The 17,783-nt window shown below is 49.8% G+C and carries 16 protein-coding genes and 1 tRNA gene; 2 read left to right on the top strand and 15 right to left on the bottom strand.

The annotated features are described in order from the left end of the window. Window positions 1-98 precede the first annotated feature (98 nt). From clpX to BGL48_RS07395, 4 genes are all read right to left on the bottom strand, one after another. Window positions 99-1,376 carry an ATP-dependent protease ATP-binding subunit ClpX gene (gene clpX / locus BGL48_RS07380; protein ID WP_069362055.1) on the bottom strand — a complete coding sequence of 426 codons (1,278 nt, stop codon included), beginning with the start codon at window positions 1,374-1,376 and terminating at the stop codon, window positions 99-101. Window positions 1,377-1,521: 145 nt separating this feature from the next. Continuing rightward, the gene (gene clpP / locus BGL48_RS07385; RefSeq protein WP_069362056.1) at window positions 1,522-2,145 is read right to left on the bottom strand and encodes an ATP-dependent Clp endopeptidase proteolytic subunit ClpP; all 624 of its coding nucleotides are present in this window, start codon (window positions 2,143-2,145) and stop codon (window positions 1,522-1,524) included. Between the two features lie 278 nt (window positions 2,146-2,423). After that, window positions 2,424-3,728 carry a trigger factor gene (gene tig, locus BGL48_RS07390; RefSeq protein ID WP_069362057.1) on the bottom strand — a complete coding sequence of 435 codons (1,305 nt, stop codon included), beginning with the start codon at window positions 3,726-3,728 and terminating at the stop codon, window positions 2,424-2,426. 336 nt (window positions 3,729-4,064) lie between these two features. Beyond that, window positions 4,065-4,141: transfer RNA gene (locus BGL48_RS07395), tRNA-Arg, on the bottom strand. Window positions 4,142-4,446: 305 nt separating this feature from the next. Here BGL48_RS07395 and folD point away from each other — a divergent pair. Beyond that, complete coding sequence (gene folD / locus BGL48_RS07400) at window positions 4,447-5,307, top strand: bifunctional methylenetetrahydrofolate dehydrogenase/methenyltetrahydrofolate cyclohydrolase FolD (RefSeq protein WP_069362058.1); 861 nt, start codon at window positions 4,447-4,449, stop codon at window positions 5,305-5,307. Between the two features lie 31 nt (window positions 5,308-5,338). Here the strand turns inward: folD and BGL48_RS07405 are convergent, their stop codons facing one another. From BGL48_RS07405 to BGL48_RS07420, 4 genes are all read right to left on the bottom strand, one after another. Continuing rightward, window positions 5,339-6,580: a response regulator gene (locus tag BGL48_RS07405; RefSeq protein WP_069362059.1), complete on the bottom strand. Its 1,242-nt coding sequence runs from the start codon at window positions 6,578-6,580 to the stop codon at window positions 5,339-5,341. Window positions 6,581-6,794: 214 nt separating this feature from the next. Further along, window positions 6,795-8,018, bottom strand: coding sequence for a GGDEF domain-containing response regulator (locus BGL48_RS07410; protein WP_255377353.1), 1,224 nt, complete (start codon window positions 8,016-8,018; stop codon window positions 6,795-6,797). Window positions 8,019-8,082: 64 nt separating this feature from the next. Continuing rightward, window positions 8,083-8,583, bottom strand: coding sequence for a transcription/translation regulatory transformer protein RfaH (gene rfaH / locus BGL48_RS07415; RefSeq protein WP_069362060.1), 501 nt, complete (start codon window positions 8,581-8,583; stop codon window positions 8,083-8,085). 154 nt (window positions 8,584-8,737) lie between these two features. Then, window positions 8,738-9,793, bottom strand: coding sequence for a response regulator (locus BGL48_RS07420; RefSeq protein WP_069362061.1), 1,056 nt, complete (start codon window positions 9,791-9,793; stop codon window positions 8,738-8,740). A 512-nt stretch (window positions 9,794-10,305) separates the two neighbouring features. Here BGL48_RS07420 and BGL48_RS07425 point away from each other — a divergent pair. Then, window positions 10,306-10,905 carry a Yip1 family protein gene (locus BGL48_RS07425; RefSeq protein WP_046075248.1) on the top strand — a complete coding sequence of 200 codons (600 nt, stop codon included), beginning with the start codon at window positions 10,306-10,308 and terminating at the stop codon, window positions 10,903-10,905. 62 nt (window positions 10,906-10,967) lie between these two features. Here BGL48_RS07425 and purF read toward each other — a convergent pair whose 3' ends face one another. The 7 genes from purF to BGL48_RS07460 all read right to left on the bottom strand — a co-directional run. After that, on the bottom strand, window positions 10,968-12,482 hold the full coding sequence (gene purF, locus BGL48_RS07430; protein ID WP_069362062.1) for an amidophosphoribosyltransferase: 1,515 nt from the start codon (window positions 12,480-12,482) through the stop codon (window positions 10,968-10,970). A 31-nt stretch (window positions 12,483-12,513) separates the two neighbouring features. Further along, window positions 12,514-13,011, bottom strand: coding sequence for a CvpA family protein (locus BGL48_RS07435; protein WP_069362063.1), 498 nt, complete (start codon window positions 13,009-13,011; stop codon window positions 12,514-12,516). 61 nt (window positions 13,012-13,072) lie between these two features. Then, window positions 13,073-13,621 (bottom strand): SPOR domain-containing protein, encoded by a 549-nt coding sequence (locus BGL48_RS07440; RefSeq protein ID WP_069362064.1) that lies wholly within the window; start codon window positions 13,619-13,621, stop codon window positions 13,073-13,075. A gap of 12 nt (window positions 13,622-13,633) precedes the next feature. Next, complete coding sequence (gene folC / locus BGL48_RS07445) at window positions 13,634-14,884, bottom strand: bifunctional tetrahydrofolate synthase/dihydrofolate synthase (protein WP_069362065.1); 1,251 nt, start codon at window positions 14,882-14,884, stop codon at window positions 13,634-13,636. A 65-nt stretch (window positions 14,885-14,949) separates the two neighbouring features. Continuing rightward, window positions 14,950-15,876: an acetyl-CoA carboxylase, carboxyltransferase subunit beta gene (gene accD, locus BGL48_RS07450; protein ID WP_069362066.1), complete on the bottom strand. Its 927-nt coding sequence runs from the start codon at window positions 15,874-15,876 to the stop codon at window positions 14,950-14,952. 167 nt (window positions 15,877-16,043) lie between these two features. Then, the gene (gene truA / locus BGL48_RS07455; protein WP_069362067.1) at window positions 16,044-16,829 is read right to left on the bottom strand and encodes a tRNA pseudouridine(38-40) synthase TruA; all 786 of its coding nucleotides are present in this window, start codon (window positions 16,827-16,829) and stop codon (window positions 16,044-16,046) included. 135 nt (window positions 16,830-16,964) lie between these two features. Further along, window positions 16,965-17,783, bottom strand: an 819-nt coding sequence (locus BGL48_RS07460; RefSeq protein WP_304441059.1) for a FimV/HubP family polar landmark protein, incomplete at its 5' end; no start/stop codon positions are given.

Consider the following 17,783-nt stretch of genomic DNA (forward strand, 5'->3'; position numbering starts at 1 on the left):
GGTCTGTTGGACAGGTTTCAACGGCTCAACCGTCAGAAAATAAAAAAGGGAGTTGTCACTCCCTTTTTCTATATCACTGATAACCTTATGTAACGATATTACTCGCCACCCGCCGCTTGGTTATCCGTGTGTTCATACATCAGTAGAGGTGCAGATTCACCTCGGATCACTGAATCGTCAATCACCACTTTGCTCACGTCTTTCATTGACGGTAAGTCGTACATGGTATCCAACAACACAGCTTCGACAATCGAGCGCAGGCCACGTGCACCTGTTTTACGCTCCATCGCTTTTTTAGCGATAGCACGCAGTGCGTCGTCCCGGAACTCAAGCTCGACACCATCTAGCTCAAGCAAGGCACCATACTGCTTCGTGAGTGCGTTCTTAGGTTCACGTAGAATTTGCACCAAGGCATCTTCATCGAGCTCTCTCAACACCGCGGTGACGGGCAGACGCCCGATAAATTCAGGGATCAGACCGTATTTCACCATGTCTTCAGGCTCAACTTTGCCAAAGAACTCGTCAGCTGAACGATCCGTGGCACCTTTGACCTGTGCACCAAAGCCAATGCCAGAGCCTGTGTCGACACGTTGCTCCACCACTTTATCGAGGCCCGCAAACGCACCGCCACAGATGAACAGGATTTTCGACGTGTCTACTTGCAAAAATTCCTGCTGTGGATGCTTACGTCCTCCCTGAGGAGGAATCGACGCGACTGTTCCTTCTACCAATTTAAGCAGTGCTTGTTGCACCCCTTCCCCAGAAACGTCTCGGGTAATAGATGGGTTGTCGGATTTACGAGAGACCTTGTCAATCTCATCGATATAGACGATTCCACGCTCCGCTTTGGCGACATCGTAATCGCACTTTTGCAACAGCTTCTGGATAATGTTTTCTACGTCTTCACCCACATAACCGGCCTCGGTCAATGTGGTGGCGTCTGCCATGGTAAATGGCACATCCAAAAAGCGCGCAAGCGTTTCGGCCAGCAGTGTTTTACCACTACCGGTAGGGCCGATCAGCAAGATGTTACTCTTGCCCAGCTCCACGCCATCTGCGCTTTTGTCACCGTTTCGCAAGCGTTTGTAGTGGTTGTATACTGCAACCGAGAGCACTTTTTTCGCTTGCTCTTGACCAATGACATAATCGTCAAGGTGTGCACGAATTTCACTCGGCGCGGGCAAGGTATCTCCCTCGCGCTTCGGCATCACTTCTTTGATTTCTTCGCGGATAATGTCATTACACAGGTCAACACACTCATCACATATGTAGACCGATGGCCCGGCAATTAACTTACGAACTTCGTGTTGGCTCTTACCACAGAATGAGCAGTAAAGCAGCTTTCCGCTTCCACCGTCTTTTCGCTTGTCTGTCATTCGCTAACCTCTTTGGGGCATTTGCCCGTCGTTGCCTTATGTTGAGTTTACAACAAATCGGCCACTTTTTCCGACCCAACCACTGACAAGCTTTGCACTTGTTCACGCAGCTTGCTTGATTTCAACGCCCTAAGGCATGTTGGGTTTAGTCTCGTTGACTTAATACGGCGTCAACCAAGCCATAGTCCACCGCTTCTTGCGCCGCCATGAAGTTATCACGGTCGGTGTCACGCTCAATCACTTCCATCGGCTGGCCAGTATGTTCAGCCAATATAGTGTTGAGACGGTGCTTGGTTTTGATCATTTCTTGGGCATGAATTTCAATGTCAGACGCTTGGCCTTGGAAGCCTCCTAGCGGCTGGTGAATCATCACCCGTGAATTCGGTAGGCAATACCGTTTGCCTTTCGCTCCCCCTGCCAACAGGAACGACCCCATTGAGCAGGCTTGGCCAGTACACAGAGTGCTCACATCTGGTTTAATAAACTGCATGGTGTCATAAATCGCCATCCCCGCCGTGACCACGCCACCTGGTGAGTTGATGTACAAATAAATGTCTTTTTCTGGATTCTCTGACTCTAAGAACAGCATCTGCGCCACAATCAAATTTGCCATTTGATCTTCCACTTGCCCAGTGAGGAAGATGATGCGTTCTTTAAGCAGGCGAGAGTATATATCGTAAGAGCGCTCGCCGCGCGAGGTTTGTTCTACCACCATAGGGACAAGGGCGTCCATAATTGGCGGCATGGCATTATTGTGTTGTTGGCTCATAGCGTAATATCCCTAATCGAATTCGTTATAACTCTTGCCTTAACCAAGGTTTAGCACAAAACGCTGTAACAGGTCACTAAAATCTTAAATCGATGAACGCAGCTTAATGATCCAACAAGATTTTTTGTGGCTAAAACGTCTCGCACTCTCAACGGCTAAGCGGCCCGTATAGCGACTCAGTAGATGGAAAAAATGGCCCAAATGACAAGTCATTAGGGCCATTGTAAGCAAATCCATTTACGCAGTGTCAATGCGACACAAACGTTTTTTAACCTTGATTAAGCTTGCTGCGAAGCGTTCATCAAGTCACTAAAGCCGACTTCAGCTTCGGTGACAGTGGCTTTTGCCAGCAGTGCATCAATCGCTTGCTCTTCTAGCGCGACGTTACGCATGTTTTCCATCAGCTTTTCGTCTTTCTCATAGTAAGCGACAACTTCTGATGGATCTTCATACGCCGATGCCATTTCTTCGATCAGTGCTTTAACGCGCTCATCATCCGCTTCAAGCTCTTCCGACTTGATCACTTCACCAAGCAGCAGGCCAACGCTTACACGGCGTTTGGCTTGCTCTTCAAATAGCTCACGGGGTAGCTGAGACGCGCTGTCCATGTTGCCACCAAAGCGCTGTGCCGCTTGCTGGCGCAAGGTGCCAATTTCTTGCTCAATCAGCGCAGACGGTACATCGATTTGGTTTTGTTCAACCAAGCCGTCTAGTACCTGCTCTTTTACCTTGTTTTTGATCGCTTGCTTTAGCTCGCGATCCATGTTTTTACGCACTTCTGCTTTCAGGCCTTCTACGCTGCCATCAGCAATGCCAAAGCGCTGTACGAACTCTTCAGTCAGCTCAGGCAGCTCTTGTTCTTCCACTGTATGCAGTTTAATCGCGAACTGTGCTGCTTTACCTTTTAGGTTCTCAGCGTGGTAGTCGTCTGGGAAGTTCACATCGATAGTGAATTCTTCACCGGCTTTTTTACCCACTAGGCCGTCTTCAAAGCCTGGGATCATACGACCTTGGCCCATTTCTAGTTGGAAGCCTTCAGCTTTACCGCCTTCAAACTCTTCACCGTCGATGGTACCCACAAAGTCTAAGGTGACACGGCTGTTCTCTTTCGCTTCACCGTCTGCTTCTACCCAGCTTGCTTGTTGCTTGCGTAGCGTATCAAGCATTTCATCCACATCGCTTTCCTGCACTTCGGCTTTTGGCTTTTCAACGCTAATCGCGTCTAGACCTTGCAGCTCCACTTCTGGGTACACTTCAAAGTCAGCTTTAAAGACCAAATCTTGACCCGCTTCGTTTTCAACGGGTGTAAAGCTTGGCGCCCCTGCTGGGTTCACTTTTTCTTGGATCATCGCTTCAATGAAGTGACGCTGCATCACTTCGCCCAGCACGTCTTGGCGTACTGTGTCACCGTACATGCGTGACACCATCTTCAATGGAACTTTACCTTTACGGAAACCATCAAAACGACGATTCTTAGCGATATTGCGTAGCTCTTTAGTGACTGCATCATCGATGTTGGCAGCAGGCACTGTGATGGTCATTTGGCGCTTAAGGCCTTCGGTGGTTTCAACGGTAACTTGCATTATAAATTTAACCTCAAATTTACTCAGGGGTACTGAGTGATGTTTACCAGTTTTACTGGTGGCATCATCTGAGCTATGAATCCGTCATAGCCCCTGCGAATCCGGATACACGCGATTGGCGTATCGAGCTATCTCATCCGAGACTGAAAATTAAGACGCGCTATTATAGCGGCACCCGTCAACTGAGTCGAGACAAGGGGCGACCGATGGCGTTTCAATATCGAAATTGGGGTGATATCTCACAATTCAACCGCGTAAGATCACAGTTTTTACGGTTTTATGCGCGTTTGGTTATTTTCAGAGCAATTGGGAGAGGAAACGGGGGAGAAAGTAAAATGGCGCGCCCTACAGGATTCGAACCTGTGACCCACGGCTTAGAAGGCCGTTGCTCTATCCAACTGAGCTAAGGGCGCACTGTCTTTACGCAGCGTGGATTATAAAGCGACGTTAGGCGTCGTCAACGCTTTTCCCTAAAATCTTGACGCGGTTGCTCAAAACCACATCGTTTACTGGTTATCCATTGATGCGACGCAGGGAGGCAAGAGCGCTAAGCCTGTTCTTTTCGTGTTTCCGTCTAACAAAGCATCGTGCCGCCATGGACGGCTTATTATTTTTTCCTTCATCCTCATTAAAGTGCAAAAGCAAACGTTTGCGCAATAGCTTTTAGGCGCGTTTTTTGTCACACTATTGCCAACATTGCTTTAGCCGAAGGATAGTTATGGCCGCACAACTGATTGATGGAAAGCTGATCGCGCAAACCGTGCGCCGAGAAGTTGCCGCTCGCGTCTCTGCTCGCACGCAAGCGGGACGTAGGGCCCCCGGATTGGCGGTAATTCTGGTTGGAGACGATCCTGCGTCACAGGTTTACGTTGGCAGTAAACGCCGTGTTTGCGATGAAGTGGGGTTTGTATCACGGTCCTATGACCTCCCCACGTCTTGCTCTCAACAAGAGTTACTCTCACTCATCGACACCTTGAATGCAGATGACAGCATTGATGGCATTCTCGTCCAACTGCCCTTACCTGCAGGGATTGATGCCACGTCCGTGTTGGAGCGCATCCGCCCAGACAAAGATGTCGACGGCTTTCATCCCTATAATGTCGGCCGCCTGTGTCAACGCATGCCAACGCTGCGTTCTTGCACTCCAAAAGGGATCATTACCCTCCTAGACCGCTACAATGTGCCTCTTCGTGGTAAACATGCTGTGGTCGTCGGCGCCTCCAATATTGTTGGTCGCCCGATGACATTGGAGCTGTTGTTGGCTGGCTGCACAACCACAACGTGCCACCGTTTTACTCAAGACTTAGAGGGGCATGTTCGCCAGGCCGACGTCCTGGTGGTGGCGGTCGGTAAGCCTAAGTTTATTCCTGGCGAATGGATTAAACCCGGCGCGATTGTGATTGATGTGGGCATTAACCGCATGGAAAACGGCAAACTGATTGGCGACATCGAATACGATCTCGCCTATGAAAAAGCCAGTCATATTACCCCTGTCCCCGGTGGTGTGGGCCCCATGACTGTCGCAACCTTGATTGAAAACACGCTCATGGCCTGTGAGCAATACCACGACGGTCACTAGCAGGCAAGAGGGTCACATTGGCCCTCTTTTTTCACGAGACTAAATCCGTTTGGCTGTCTTGGATGAGCTGGTTTCTTCCCCCTGCCTTGGCTTGGTACAAACACCAATCGGCACGCTGAACAAGTTCATCAATATGCGCATCGGCATGGACCATCCCAATACTAATGGTGATTGAAAACGTCTTGTCGTAGGGTGACCAAACGGTCTTTTCCAATTCTTCTCGCATGGCCTCAAGTCGGCGCACAAAGCCCAGCTCGTCATTGCCGTAGAGGATACAAAACTCCTCCCCACCAAAGCGAGCGACCATGCCTTCTGGAAAATAACGTTTCATCATTTTTGCCAGCTCAATCAGCGTAATATCACCAATATGATGGCCAAATTGATCATTGATCTTTTTAAAATGGTCGATGTCAATCAGCGCCAAATTCCGCGGCCCTTTGTGTGAGCGAGTGTGGGGGTGTTCGAAAAAATAACGTCGATTCCACACCTGGGTTAAATAATCCGTGTTGGCCATATTAAATAGACGACGTTCGGTATCGAGCGCATTCAGTGTGCTATGCAAACGACAATAAAACTCCTCTTGATTAAATGGTTTGGCCAAAAAGTCATTCGCCCCTGCTTTCAAAAACCGTGCCGTTAAGCTGGAATCCTCCTCACCCGATAAGCCAATAATCGCCAGCTGGCCGTCTGTCTTCAGCTTGCGTAGTGCCTTGACCACGCTCACGCCATCCATTTCTGGCATGGTGTAATCAGTAATCACCAAAGAAATTCGCTTATCACGCCGCACCATAGCCAAGGCCTCTTGGCCATTTTGTGCTTCGAGGACATTAAGGTATTGCCGTTCCAATAAGCTACGCACGTAACGGCGTGCCGTCAGTGAATCATCCACGACTAACACATGGTGCTGATGGTTCTTTTCCAAGCGGTTAAGTAAAGGCGCTATCGACGACACGCACGAAGGACTATCTTTGGGGATGTAATCAATAACGGTTTTGGCTAGCACACGCTCCCGAGTCCGGGCGTCCATCATCGCAGTGAGCACAATCACTTTTATATTCAGCGACAAACAAACATCAATGATTTCACCGTCCTGCCCGTCGGGCAGGCAGTAATCGAGGATAGCGCAAAGAAAGTCGGTCTCTTGGTTGAGGATCTTCTCTGCTTGCTCGATTGAGTCTGCTATACATGGGATGTAACCGGCCTTTCGTATCTCGGCTTCAAGTAACCGCCTGAAAGGTCGACTATCCTCCACAACCAACACTTTATATTCCATCTGCAACGCACCACGTCTTCACGTTAATTTTGCGCGACAATACACGCAACGGGGCAAGAAGCGATACAGGGTAAGGGCAATTCAGTGCGTGTAGACAGAAATTGCGCAAATTTCTCAACAATGACACATATCTCGCAGAAATTTGACGCAACACCTACAACTGAGCGTACACTTTATGCGTTATTTCGTATCATTTTTTAGGCAATGCAGCCATTTACCCTTGATATACCACCATTTGATTTCGACCAGACGCTTTTGCCTGATACAAGGCTTTATCAGCCATGTGTAAAAGGCGTGAAAGAGAAGCAGCTTGCGAGTCCACGCCAATACTCACCGTAACTTTCAGCGTCTGATCTAACACCTGTATGGGGCGATCAGCCACCGATTGGCGGTACGTGTCTAACGATTGCTGAAACACCGCCAAATCACCAAGTGATAACACACAAAACTCTTCTCCCCCCAAGCGGGCGACCGTGTCCTCCGGGAAAGCGTCTGCCAGCATTTGCGCGATCTCAACCAACACATCGTCACCGATATGATGACCAAACTCATCATTAATGCGTTTAAAATAATCAATATCAATAATCGCTAGATGCTTACGCGCCTCAGTCGCCAGCTGCTCCCCTCGCTCAAAGAAATAGCGTCGATTACAAAGCTGCGTGAGAAAATCTGTATTGGCTAAAAGAAATAACCGCCATTCGATATCAATCGCATTCAAGCAGCTATGAACGCGACAGAAAAACTCTTCCTGATTAAACGGTTTGGGCAGGTAATCGTTGGCCCCTGCTTTGAGAAAGCGTGCCGTTAGCGCACTATCATGATGTCCAGACAAGCCAATGATCGCCTGGGAACACTCGGTATCTCTCTTGCGAAGTGCAGATACAAGCTGAAGACCATTCATTTTAGGCATGTCGTAATCAGTGATAACCAGCGATATATCTGGCGTTTTTTCCACCACGTCAAGTGCCTGTTCACCATTTTCTGCTTCCAATACTGTTAAATACTGGCGCGCCAACAACGCAGAGATACGTTGACGTATCGAGGCTGAGTCATCCACCACCAGCACACGATGGCCTTGATTGTCAGCTAAACGCTTAATGAGTCGGCAAACCGCATCAATACAATGACTACTGTCTTTGAGGATATAATCAATAACGGGCTTTGATAGGATCTCATCACGCGTTTTCTCACTTTGCGAGGCGGTGAGGACAACCACTTTAAGCCCTGCGGATAAACATAAATCGATGACTTCGCCGTGGTGAGCGTCTGGCAGATTATAATCGAGGATCGCACAGAGAAAGGGGGTGTTGTGAGCTAGCACATCCCGTGTTTCAGCCAGGCAGGTACAGGTCACGGGGGCAAACCCCGCTTTTTTCACCTGCTGCTCAGCCAGCATGCGAAACGACCGGCTGTCTTCAACGATAAGTACCGACTCCAACGACTGCCTCCCCTACTTTAAACTGTCCCCTTAACGAGTGTAGCAGCCAAACCGGGAGAGCGGGTTATCTGGAAGCACTGATATCGGCGTTATCGATATGAAGTTCAGTTTGCTTGCTAAGCATATTTATCAGCAAAATACAGCGCTTCTCGCCGTCTTTTTCTTTGAAGATCGCTTCCGTGCCTGCAAACTGCCCCTTTTCAATCATCACCGACTGTCCGGGCTTGAAGCCTTGGTAGAGCGCGTCGCGTTGTTCGTCACAGTCTTCTATCGTCATCAGTTGTTGAATCAATGCCAAGTCGACCTTGATGGGATACGCACCTTGGCGAACGAAATCAACCACACCACGCGTGGAGCGAACACTCGTATACTGCACAAGGTCGGGATCAAAACCGGCAAAAATATAGTTGGGAAAGAGCGGCTCCTCAACGTGCTGACACTTACCACGACGCAGCTTTTCCACAGTCACTATCGGGTAGTAACAATCAACGCCTTGGCGCTTCAAATTTTGCTCTGCGCGTTGCTGTTCCGCGCGCTTACAATAAAGTAGATACCAATGTTTCATGTCGTTCTGTCCCTGATGTCTATCGCCAGTAGCAGCCTGTCCAGAGCGACGAAAGTATACGGATGTTAAGCCCGCACAGCAACAAAGGTGAGCACCCATCACGGCCACTCACCTTTACATAGGGTTGACAATTCGACATTGCATCGCTGGGTCGTTAAGCGATTTTTTGAATATCGACACTGAAACTGTTCAAGCCCACTTCACTCAATGACACACGTGCATCACCTGATTGAAGATCAACACTTTGAAACTGGCTCGAGAACGCATCGCGCCCCAACCAGTGATCATTGTGAACCAGGCTTGTCGACCCGCAGCTATCCACCGTGGCTTTTATCCCCGCCGGTAAAATATCAAGCTGATTATCGGCGGTGTTTAGCACACCGAACATCGCACGAACCGGCGACGTATAGGCTGAGGCGCGAATCGCATCCTCGATCCGTTTTACCAGGGTGAGAAACCCTCTTTCATTAACATCACCTGAGCGGACAAAATCATTAAAAAACGCACGGATCATCAAGGTGGTCGCGGTACCGTCTTCCTCTGCCGAGGCAGAGTCGACCACATAAAATGCCATTTTCCCGCCCATCAACCATGCATAATCCAACACAATGGGGTTGGTATCTGCCGATTGCAGTGAGTGATAGGAAAGACGCCAAGCACCTTGTTGCGAGTCGGGTTCTGGCATCAACCCCATTAATAGTTCACGTGCGCTACCTGGGTTGTGGCGTAAGGCATCAAGGTGCCATTTCAGTTCCGTCTCTGATGCGCCGCGATCCGCGTCCTCACTCACCTTAAACCATTGTTGACTAAAATCATCGCTGGCGTGTACATCGTCGTTGGCATCATCAACCACCGCTTCGATGGCTTTTTTGACCACATTGATATCTTCGATCGGTTTGATCAAAAAGTCCTTCACCCCAAAGCGAAGCGCTTGAGCTACATCTGCCATCCCCCCGGTGCCAGAGATCACGATCATAGGTAGCATTGGGTATTCAAGGCTCACCTCCTCAACGAATTCTAAGCCTGTCATTACCGGCATCGATAGATCACTGATCAATAAGTCAGGAATCGATTGCCTCAGCGCTTGCAACCCTTCTAAACCATTTTCGACCTCACGTACTACCGCTCCCTCTCTTTCGAGAAAAGACGCAATCATCCGACTGAAGACGGGATCATCTTCGACGATTAAGATCTCTTTATTATGCAACACGACGCTCTCCTCCAGGACTGCAAAGCAGCGGCTGTTTTCATTCTCACTGCACTAATCGTAGTTGAATTCAGGCACACCTGTGATCGCTAATGAGATTTAATTCAGAAGCGCTCTATAAACAGCTGTTTAAAATAATAATTTTCTTAGCATTCAAGCAGGTGAGCCGTCAAAGCCATTTATCGGCAGCATAAAAAAGGCTTGAAAATCAATGACACTATAAGAGTACGCTACTCTGTATTAAAAGTAAGACTTGTAACAATTAATACATGATGTCTATCACAAGAATGTATATCGGCATTATCTCAATATCGCGCCAGTGAGCCATGCGCAGAAAGGCGATTTTTGTCGAGAAGAAAACTTGCCAATTCAGGTACCAACAACTATTCGTTACTAAAGAAGAGTGTACACGGCATCTATCCTCCGCATACGAGCAGAGAAGAAGCAGTTACTTGAGGCGTCGTGCGCCAACCGTTGCACCTGACTTCACTGAGGGAATAACGAGCGGGGTTACTATGATTTTGAGTCATTTACTAGGGTTATATACCCATCCCAAAAAGGAATGGAAAGCGATTGGCGAGCGCCACGAGGCCGCTTCAAACAGCATTGGTCACGCGTTGTTACTCGCGTTAATCCCGCCTGTTTGTGCCTACTACGCGAGCGTCCACATTGGTTGGCAAATCGGCGCGGGGGATCCCATCTTTATGACCCCGCAAAGCGCCCTGTTCATCGCCAGTGCCATGTATCTTGCTTTGTTGGGCGGTGTCGCGGCGTTGGCCTATCTCACATTATGGATGAGTCGTACGTTCGGTTCCGCTCCGACTTACACCCAGTGTCTTGAACTGGCAGCCTATACCGCAACGCCAATCTTTATGGTGGGACTCGCCACGCTTTACCCAGTGGTGTGGTTTGTGATGATCGTCGGCTTGATTGGTATTGCCTACTCTGTCTACCTCCTCTACACGGGGGTTCCGATATTGATGGAGATCCCTGAAGAGCGAGGATTCATCTATGCCAGCTCTGTCGTCACTTGCGGGTTAGTATTGCTGGTCGCGATTCTGGCTGCCTCGGTCATCCTGTGGAATGTCGGCATGGGGCCTGTCTTTACCCATTAGTCAACATGGGCGTAGCAGGCTCACAGTGAAAAGCGCCGCGATAACTGTCGCGGCGTTTTCAGTTAGTCCTCGTTATGTATCTCTAAGTTCGCTAGCTCTTGCTGCTGCTCGCGTACCGTTTTCGCATCGTCGTTACGCAAGCTTTGTATATACTCGAGGTAAGCTTGATCGACATCTTGGGTGACATATTCACCACTGAATACGGATGTCTCAAAGCGCTCAATAGCTGGGTTCGCTTCGCCAACCGCCGCCACCAAGTCAGAAAGATCTTGGTAGACCAAACCATCTGCACCAATCAGTTGACCAATTTCATCAACTTCACGGCCATGGGCGATCAGCTCGTTGACACTGGGCATGTCGATGCCATAGACGTTAGGAAAACGCACTTCGGGAGCGGCTGATGCCATATACACTTCTTTTGCTCCCGCCTCGCGCGCCATTTCGATAATTTGCTCCGAGGTGGTGCCGCGCACTATCGAGTCATCGACCAACAAAACGCGCTTGTCTTTAAATTCAGAACGAATGGCATTGAGTTTACGGCGCACCGATTTCCGACGCATTTGTTGCCCAGGCATAATAAAGGTCCGCCCGACGTAACGGTTTTTGACAAAGCCTTGGCGGTAAGGCTTACCCAGCACTTGGGCAATCTCCAAAGCGATGTCACAAGAGGTCTCTGGAATTGGGATCACCACATCAATGTCAGCGTCATCCCACTCACGTTGAATTTTAGCCCCCAGTTTTTGGCCCATACGAATACGCGCGCCGTACACGGAAACCTTATCGATAAAGGAGTCAGGGCGAGAGAAGTAGACAAATTCAAAGATACAGGGGTTTAAACTCGGCGTATCCGCACATTGACTGGTATGCAGTTGCCCATCCAGCGTGATATAGATAGCTTCACCGGGTGCCACATCACGGACAAAATCAAACCCGACCGCATCCAACGCCACTGTCTCCGACGCCACCATGTATTCAGTGCCCGCCTCCGTATCGCGCTTACCTAAACAGAGTGGCCGAATGCCTTTAGGGTCACGGAACGCGATCACACCATGACCAATGACCATGGCCACGACCGCATAAGCCCCCGACACTTGGCGATGCACCGACGCCACCGCGGCAAACATATCGTCAACCGTTAATGGATGCGATGTCGCGGTTGATAACTGGTGGGCAAGGACGTTAAGCAGGATTTCAGAATCAGAGGTGGTATTCAGGTGACGACGATCTTTCTCGAATAGCGACTGACGCAAGTCTTGGGCATTGGTGAGGTTACCATTGTGCGCCAGGGTAATACCGTAAGGCGAGTTGACATAAAACGGCTGCGCTTCTGACGCACTCGAACTCCCCGCGGTTGGATAACGCACATGCCCAATACCCACTTGGCCTTGTAAGCGCTGCATATGCTTAAGTTGAAACACATCCTTTACCAGACCATTGGCTTTTCTAAGCCGGAAACGATTGTCGTCAATAGTGACAATCCCGGCTGCATCCTGTCCCCGGTGTTGTAGCACCGTCAGTGCATCATAAATGGACTGATTGACCGGGGTGTTACCAACGATTCCAACAATACCACACATGTCAGCGATTCCTTGTTACGCGAATATCATCCTAAGATCCGGCGATCTCAGGTAAGAAACTGGAACTGTTCTCGAGATAGTGGAAAAACCATTCAATCACTACCGCAAAGTTAGGAATAAGTTGCGACTGCCCCCATGCTTGGGTGTGAGCGACCGACGTAAAGGCATCCAGGAAGAAGAGCATTGCGGCAATAATGAGTACACCACGCACACTTCCAAACACCATACCCAGCACCCTATCGGTACCAGACAACCCGGTTTTCTCTACCAACTGAGCAATCACATAATTGACCACCGCCCCCACGATTAAGGTGGCAATGAACAATAAGGCTATTGCGCTACCATTACGAATAACGGCATCTTCAATATTGGTCAGGTAAACCGCCAGTTGCGTATAAAACTGACTGGCGATAAAAAACGCACCAAACCATATCACCAATGACAATGCTTCTTTAACAAAGCCTCGAATCACACTAACTAGCGCCGAAAAACCAATGACGCCAATAATGAGGTAATCAATCCAATTCATCGTATTCACTTGCTCGAGACGTGCGCATTCTAACAGAAAAAATGCTCACGCAAACGTTTTCTTATTGGGTGAGTGGGTCAAATTTACGCAATTGACCCTTCAATCCTGTCAAAGATTGCAAATCAGTCAGTTGCGATTCTAACGCCGATTTAGAGACGTGAGGCCCCACGACCACCTTGGCTAAATCACCCGGTTGGATGGCTTTGGGTAAGATATGTGCTTGGTAGCCTTTTTCGCGTAATTGCTTGACCAAACGTCGGGCGTTGTCTTGGTTGCGAAAGGTGCCAAGCCGAATCATCCACGCCCCTTCTTGAGCACTGGCTGACGAAGAGGCGGTGTCGCTAGACGCCGGTTTAGGCGCAGGCTCGTTGTCCAATTCGTTTGTCTGACGCTCTTTTACCTTGGTGTCTGGCGCGTCCACCTCAACCACTTGTGGGGCTTTAATCGGTGCTTGGCTCACCTCACTATCAAAATCATCCCGTAGTGGGATACTTTCATAGCTCTCTTGATAATGCTCTTTTTTGCCATCAAGCACATCTGGCAGCACTATCACCCCGATAGACACCAACACCAAGGTACCCACGATTCTTTTTTGTAACTTACTGGCCACAATGACTCCGTTTTAGTTAAGCGCGCTTATTACCTGCCCAACGGTATGAAACGACCCAAATACGACCACACAGTCTCGCGCAGGTTCAGCATGTTTTAATGCCTGCTGATAAGCCTCACTGGGTGATGCAAACTGTTGTGATGCCGGCACAGGCAAGCTGTCGGCGGGTGCACCTCGAGGCACAGATAACGATGCCGGATACCAGTGATCCACGATTCCGTCCAAGCAGGCTAAGGTACCCGCCATGTCTTTATCGGACAACATGGCCACCACCGCATGCACGTGTCCGCCGCGTTCCGCTTTGCACTCAGCCAACTTCTCTGCCAAATAAGCGGCCGCGTGCGGATTATGAGCAACGTCAAACACAGTGTAAGGCGCATTGGCAACAACCTGCATTCGCCCGGGTACCGACACCGAGGCTAACCCGTCAGAGATGTGTGTGTCTGCGATCTCCAGCTCGGCAACCCCCAAAGCCATCAAGGCAGTGGCGGCATTTTGTAACGGTATTGCCGGGATAGGCAACGCCGTCAGCTCAAACGCCCCTGCCGCCCAACACCAGGTATTATCCGTGAGCGTATATTGATATTGATAGCCCAACTGGTGTAGCTCGGCGCCAATGCTGTCAGCATGTGCAGCCACGCTCGCCGGTGGAGAGGGCTGACCGCAAACAGCGGGTTTACCTGCTCGGAAAATCCCTGCTTTTTCGTAGCCGATTTGGTTAATGTCATCCCCTAACCAATCACAGTGATCGAGCGCGAGGCTGGTGATCACCGATACGTCATGCTCCACCACGTTGGTGGCATCGAGGCGTCCACCTAGACCCACTTCTAAAATAACCACGTCCAGCGAATGCTGCTTGAACAAGTGCAATGCGGCCAAGGTGCCGAACTCGAAAAAGCTCAGGCTCGTATCACCACGCGCTTGTTCAATCGTCGCGAACGCTTCGCTGTGCGCGGCATCGTCTAGCCGTTTGCCATTAATGCGCACGCGCTCACTATAGTGAATGAGATGCGGGGAGCTATAGACACCGGTGCGATAACCCGCATGCTGCAAAATCGATTCTAGCAGCGCACAGGTTGTGCCTTTACCATTGGTTCCCGCGACGGTAATCACTGTCGGCGCTGGCTTAGTCAGTTGCGCTTTTTCGGCCACTGCCGCGACGCGTTCAAGGCCAAGATCGATGGCACGGGTATGGATGCTTTCGAGATAAGACAGCCACGTCGTTAAAGAGGACGTGGCTGTTGGGTGTTGTTGTTCAGACATTGGCTTGGTCAGTTACTCCATGATGGGTAAATGATACCAAGGATAGCGCCGTGGGACACGGTCAATTATTGCTCTTGAGAAGGCGGTGCCGCTTCAGGCTCAAGATCAGGCTTGCCTTGTTCTACATCGACCACCAGTGGTGAGTGACGATTATTCAATTTGGCAAGCAGACCCGCTAAGCGTTGACGCATTTCTCGGCGATCGACAATCATGTCAATCGCACCATGCTCTAGCAAAAACTCACTGGTTTGGAAATCTTCAGGAAGATTCTCACGCACGGTCTGTTCAATCACTCGGCGCCCCGCGAAACCGATAATCGCTCTAGGCTCGGCCACATTGATATCACCTAACATGGCAAAACTGGCCGTCACGCCACCGTAAGTCGGATCGGTTAATACTGAGATAAACGGCAGGTTATGGCGAGAAAGGCGTTCCAATGCGGCACTTGTTTTGGCCATTTGCATCAGTGACGTGAGCGCTTCTTGCATACGCGCACCGCCACTGGCAGAAAAACACACCAAACCGCAGTTATTGTCAATCGCCGCATCCACGGCTTTAACAAAGCGAGCGCCCACAACGGCTCCCATCGAGCCACCCATAAATTTAAACTCAAAGGCGCAGGCCACCACGGGTACATCAAGCACGCTGCCTTTCATGACCACCAGGGCGTCTTTTTCGCCACTTGCTTTTTGCGCCGACGCTAAACGATCTTTGTACTTTTTCGAATCGCGAAACTTCAACACATCTTTGGGTTCAAGCTCACTGGCAATCTCTTCACGCCCGTCTTTATCCAAAAACACGTCGAGCCGGCGGCGTGCTGGCATGCGCATATGGTGTTCACACTTTGGACAGACTTCCAAGTTACGCTCGACATCCGCGTGATAGAGAACTTGATCACACGACGTGCACTTGGTCCACACGCCCTCTGGAATCGACGCCTTGCGTGATGAACCAATATTACTTTTGGTTAATATTTTTTCTAGCCAGCTCATGGACAACCTTTACTTAGTGATAGCTCTCGCGAACGGACAACTATCTTGGATTCGTAACAAATTAGACCGAATTAAATCACAAGTCTGTCAGACTTGGGATAAAAAACTGGTACTACCTATTCTTTCTCCGTGCTTTATGAGTACAGCGTACTTGCCGCCACAATCACCTAATCCGGCAAAAACAGGGGGCCAATGGGTGAACGAGGCAACCCAAATGTGTCGGGGTAGTCCACCTCAACCAGATACAAGCCTTCAGCTTTCGCGGTCGCAGCCGCCTGGGTACGATCTTTTTGTGCCAGCAACCAAGCCATCCACTCAGGCGGCTGCTCTTGACGACCGACCGTCATTAAGCTCCCCACAATATTGCGTACCATATGATGCACAAACGCATTGGCTTTAATATCAATCACGATAAAGCGTCCTTGACGGTTGACCGATAAGTGCATCACATTCCGCCAAGGGGATTTCGATTGACACTGAGCGGCACGGAATGAGGAAAAATCATTCTCCCCAAGGAGATACTGACCCGCTCGGTGCATTAAGGTTTCATCAAGTTCAGCGTGATAGTGACTGACTCCCTTGGCTAAGATCGCCGGGCGCAAGGGATGATTATAAATCACATAACGATAGCGTCGCGCGGTCGCACTAAAACGGGCATGAAACTCGTCTGTCACAGGCTTCGCCCATCGCACCGCAATCGGATCCGGCAAGTTCGCATTGACACCCATGGTCCAAGCTTTTAATGGACGCTGATTATCAGTGTCAAAGTGCACTACCTGTCCTGTTCCATGCACGCCAGAGTCGGTACGTCCCGCACACTGTACGGCGACAGGGTGATTGGCGACCGTCGATAAAGCACGCTCGAGGTGTTCCTGTACACTGGTGACTTCTCGTTGCCTCTGCCAACCGTAAAACTGAGCGCCATCATACTCAATGCCTAACGCGAATCTCATGCCCTGCCTTCTCGTTACTCGTCAATAAGGCGCCGCATTATACCCATAAAGCCCTCGAGTTGCAGGTGAAAAGCGCGTGCTTGGCCATCACTGCCGCCATAAAGAAACAGGCAGCATTCGCTACCTGTTTTTTCACTACCTCAGCTGTTCTAGCAACTGACGTGCTTCTTGCTGTAAGGCCTTGTTGCCCGACTGCATCACTTTTTCGAGCAAAGAAATCGCCCCATCGATATCGTTCATTTCCAAGTACGCTTTGGCAAGGTCAAGATTCGTCGATGCTTCAGTACTCGCGGTATCACCATCCACATCAATGGCACTGATATCTTCTAACACATCAGGAAACTCATCTAAACCCACATTCAGATTCATTTCCGCTTTATCAGGATCGATATCTGGCGTAGAACCATCATCTCGCATGAGCTCCTCAATGCTGATGTAGTCATCTTCTTCTTGCTCTTCACCAATCAGCTCACTCTCTGCTTCTCCCTCACTCAGAAGATCCTCATCTAAGGCTTCCTCGAGTTCAAAGGTTTCCAATGACGCCGGATCGATGGCGGGCTGTTGACTCCAGTCTTCACTCTCTGCTTCAGGCTCAGGTTCATTATCAGCTTGCCACACTGCCGCTTCTTCATCGGACAGTGAGGAAAGATCCAGTGGCGTGTCATCGTCTGACTCGGAGAGCAGTGCCTCCATGTTTAAGCCACCCACTTGGTGATCGTCATCGTCGAGATCGCTGATATCTCGCTCATCACGCTCAGGCGTTTCCTTGGCGACGTCACCCTCTTGCTGCTCATCTAAATAAGATTCTAGCTCTCGCTGCTCTTCGAGCGCAGCGCTTAGTGCGTCGTCTTCGCCAAACTCGCCCAGCTCATCAAGCGAGAAAGAGTCAAACTCATAGTCACGCTCATTGCTTGGCTCTGGCTCTGGCTCATTGCTTGGCTCTGGCTCTGGCTC

Source organism: Salinivibrio sp. SS3 (genome assembly GCF_001722105.1).
Classification (GTDB): Bacteria; Pseudomonadota; Gammaproteobacteria; order Enterobacterales; family Vibrionaceae; genus Salinivibrio; species Salinivibrio kushneri.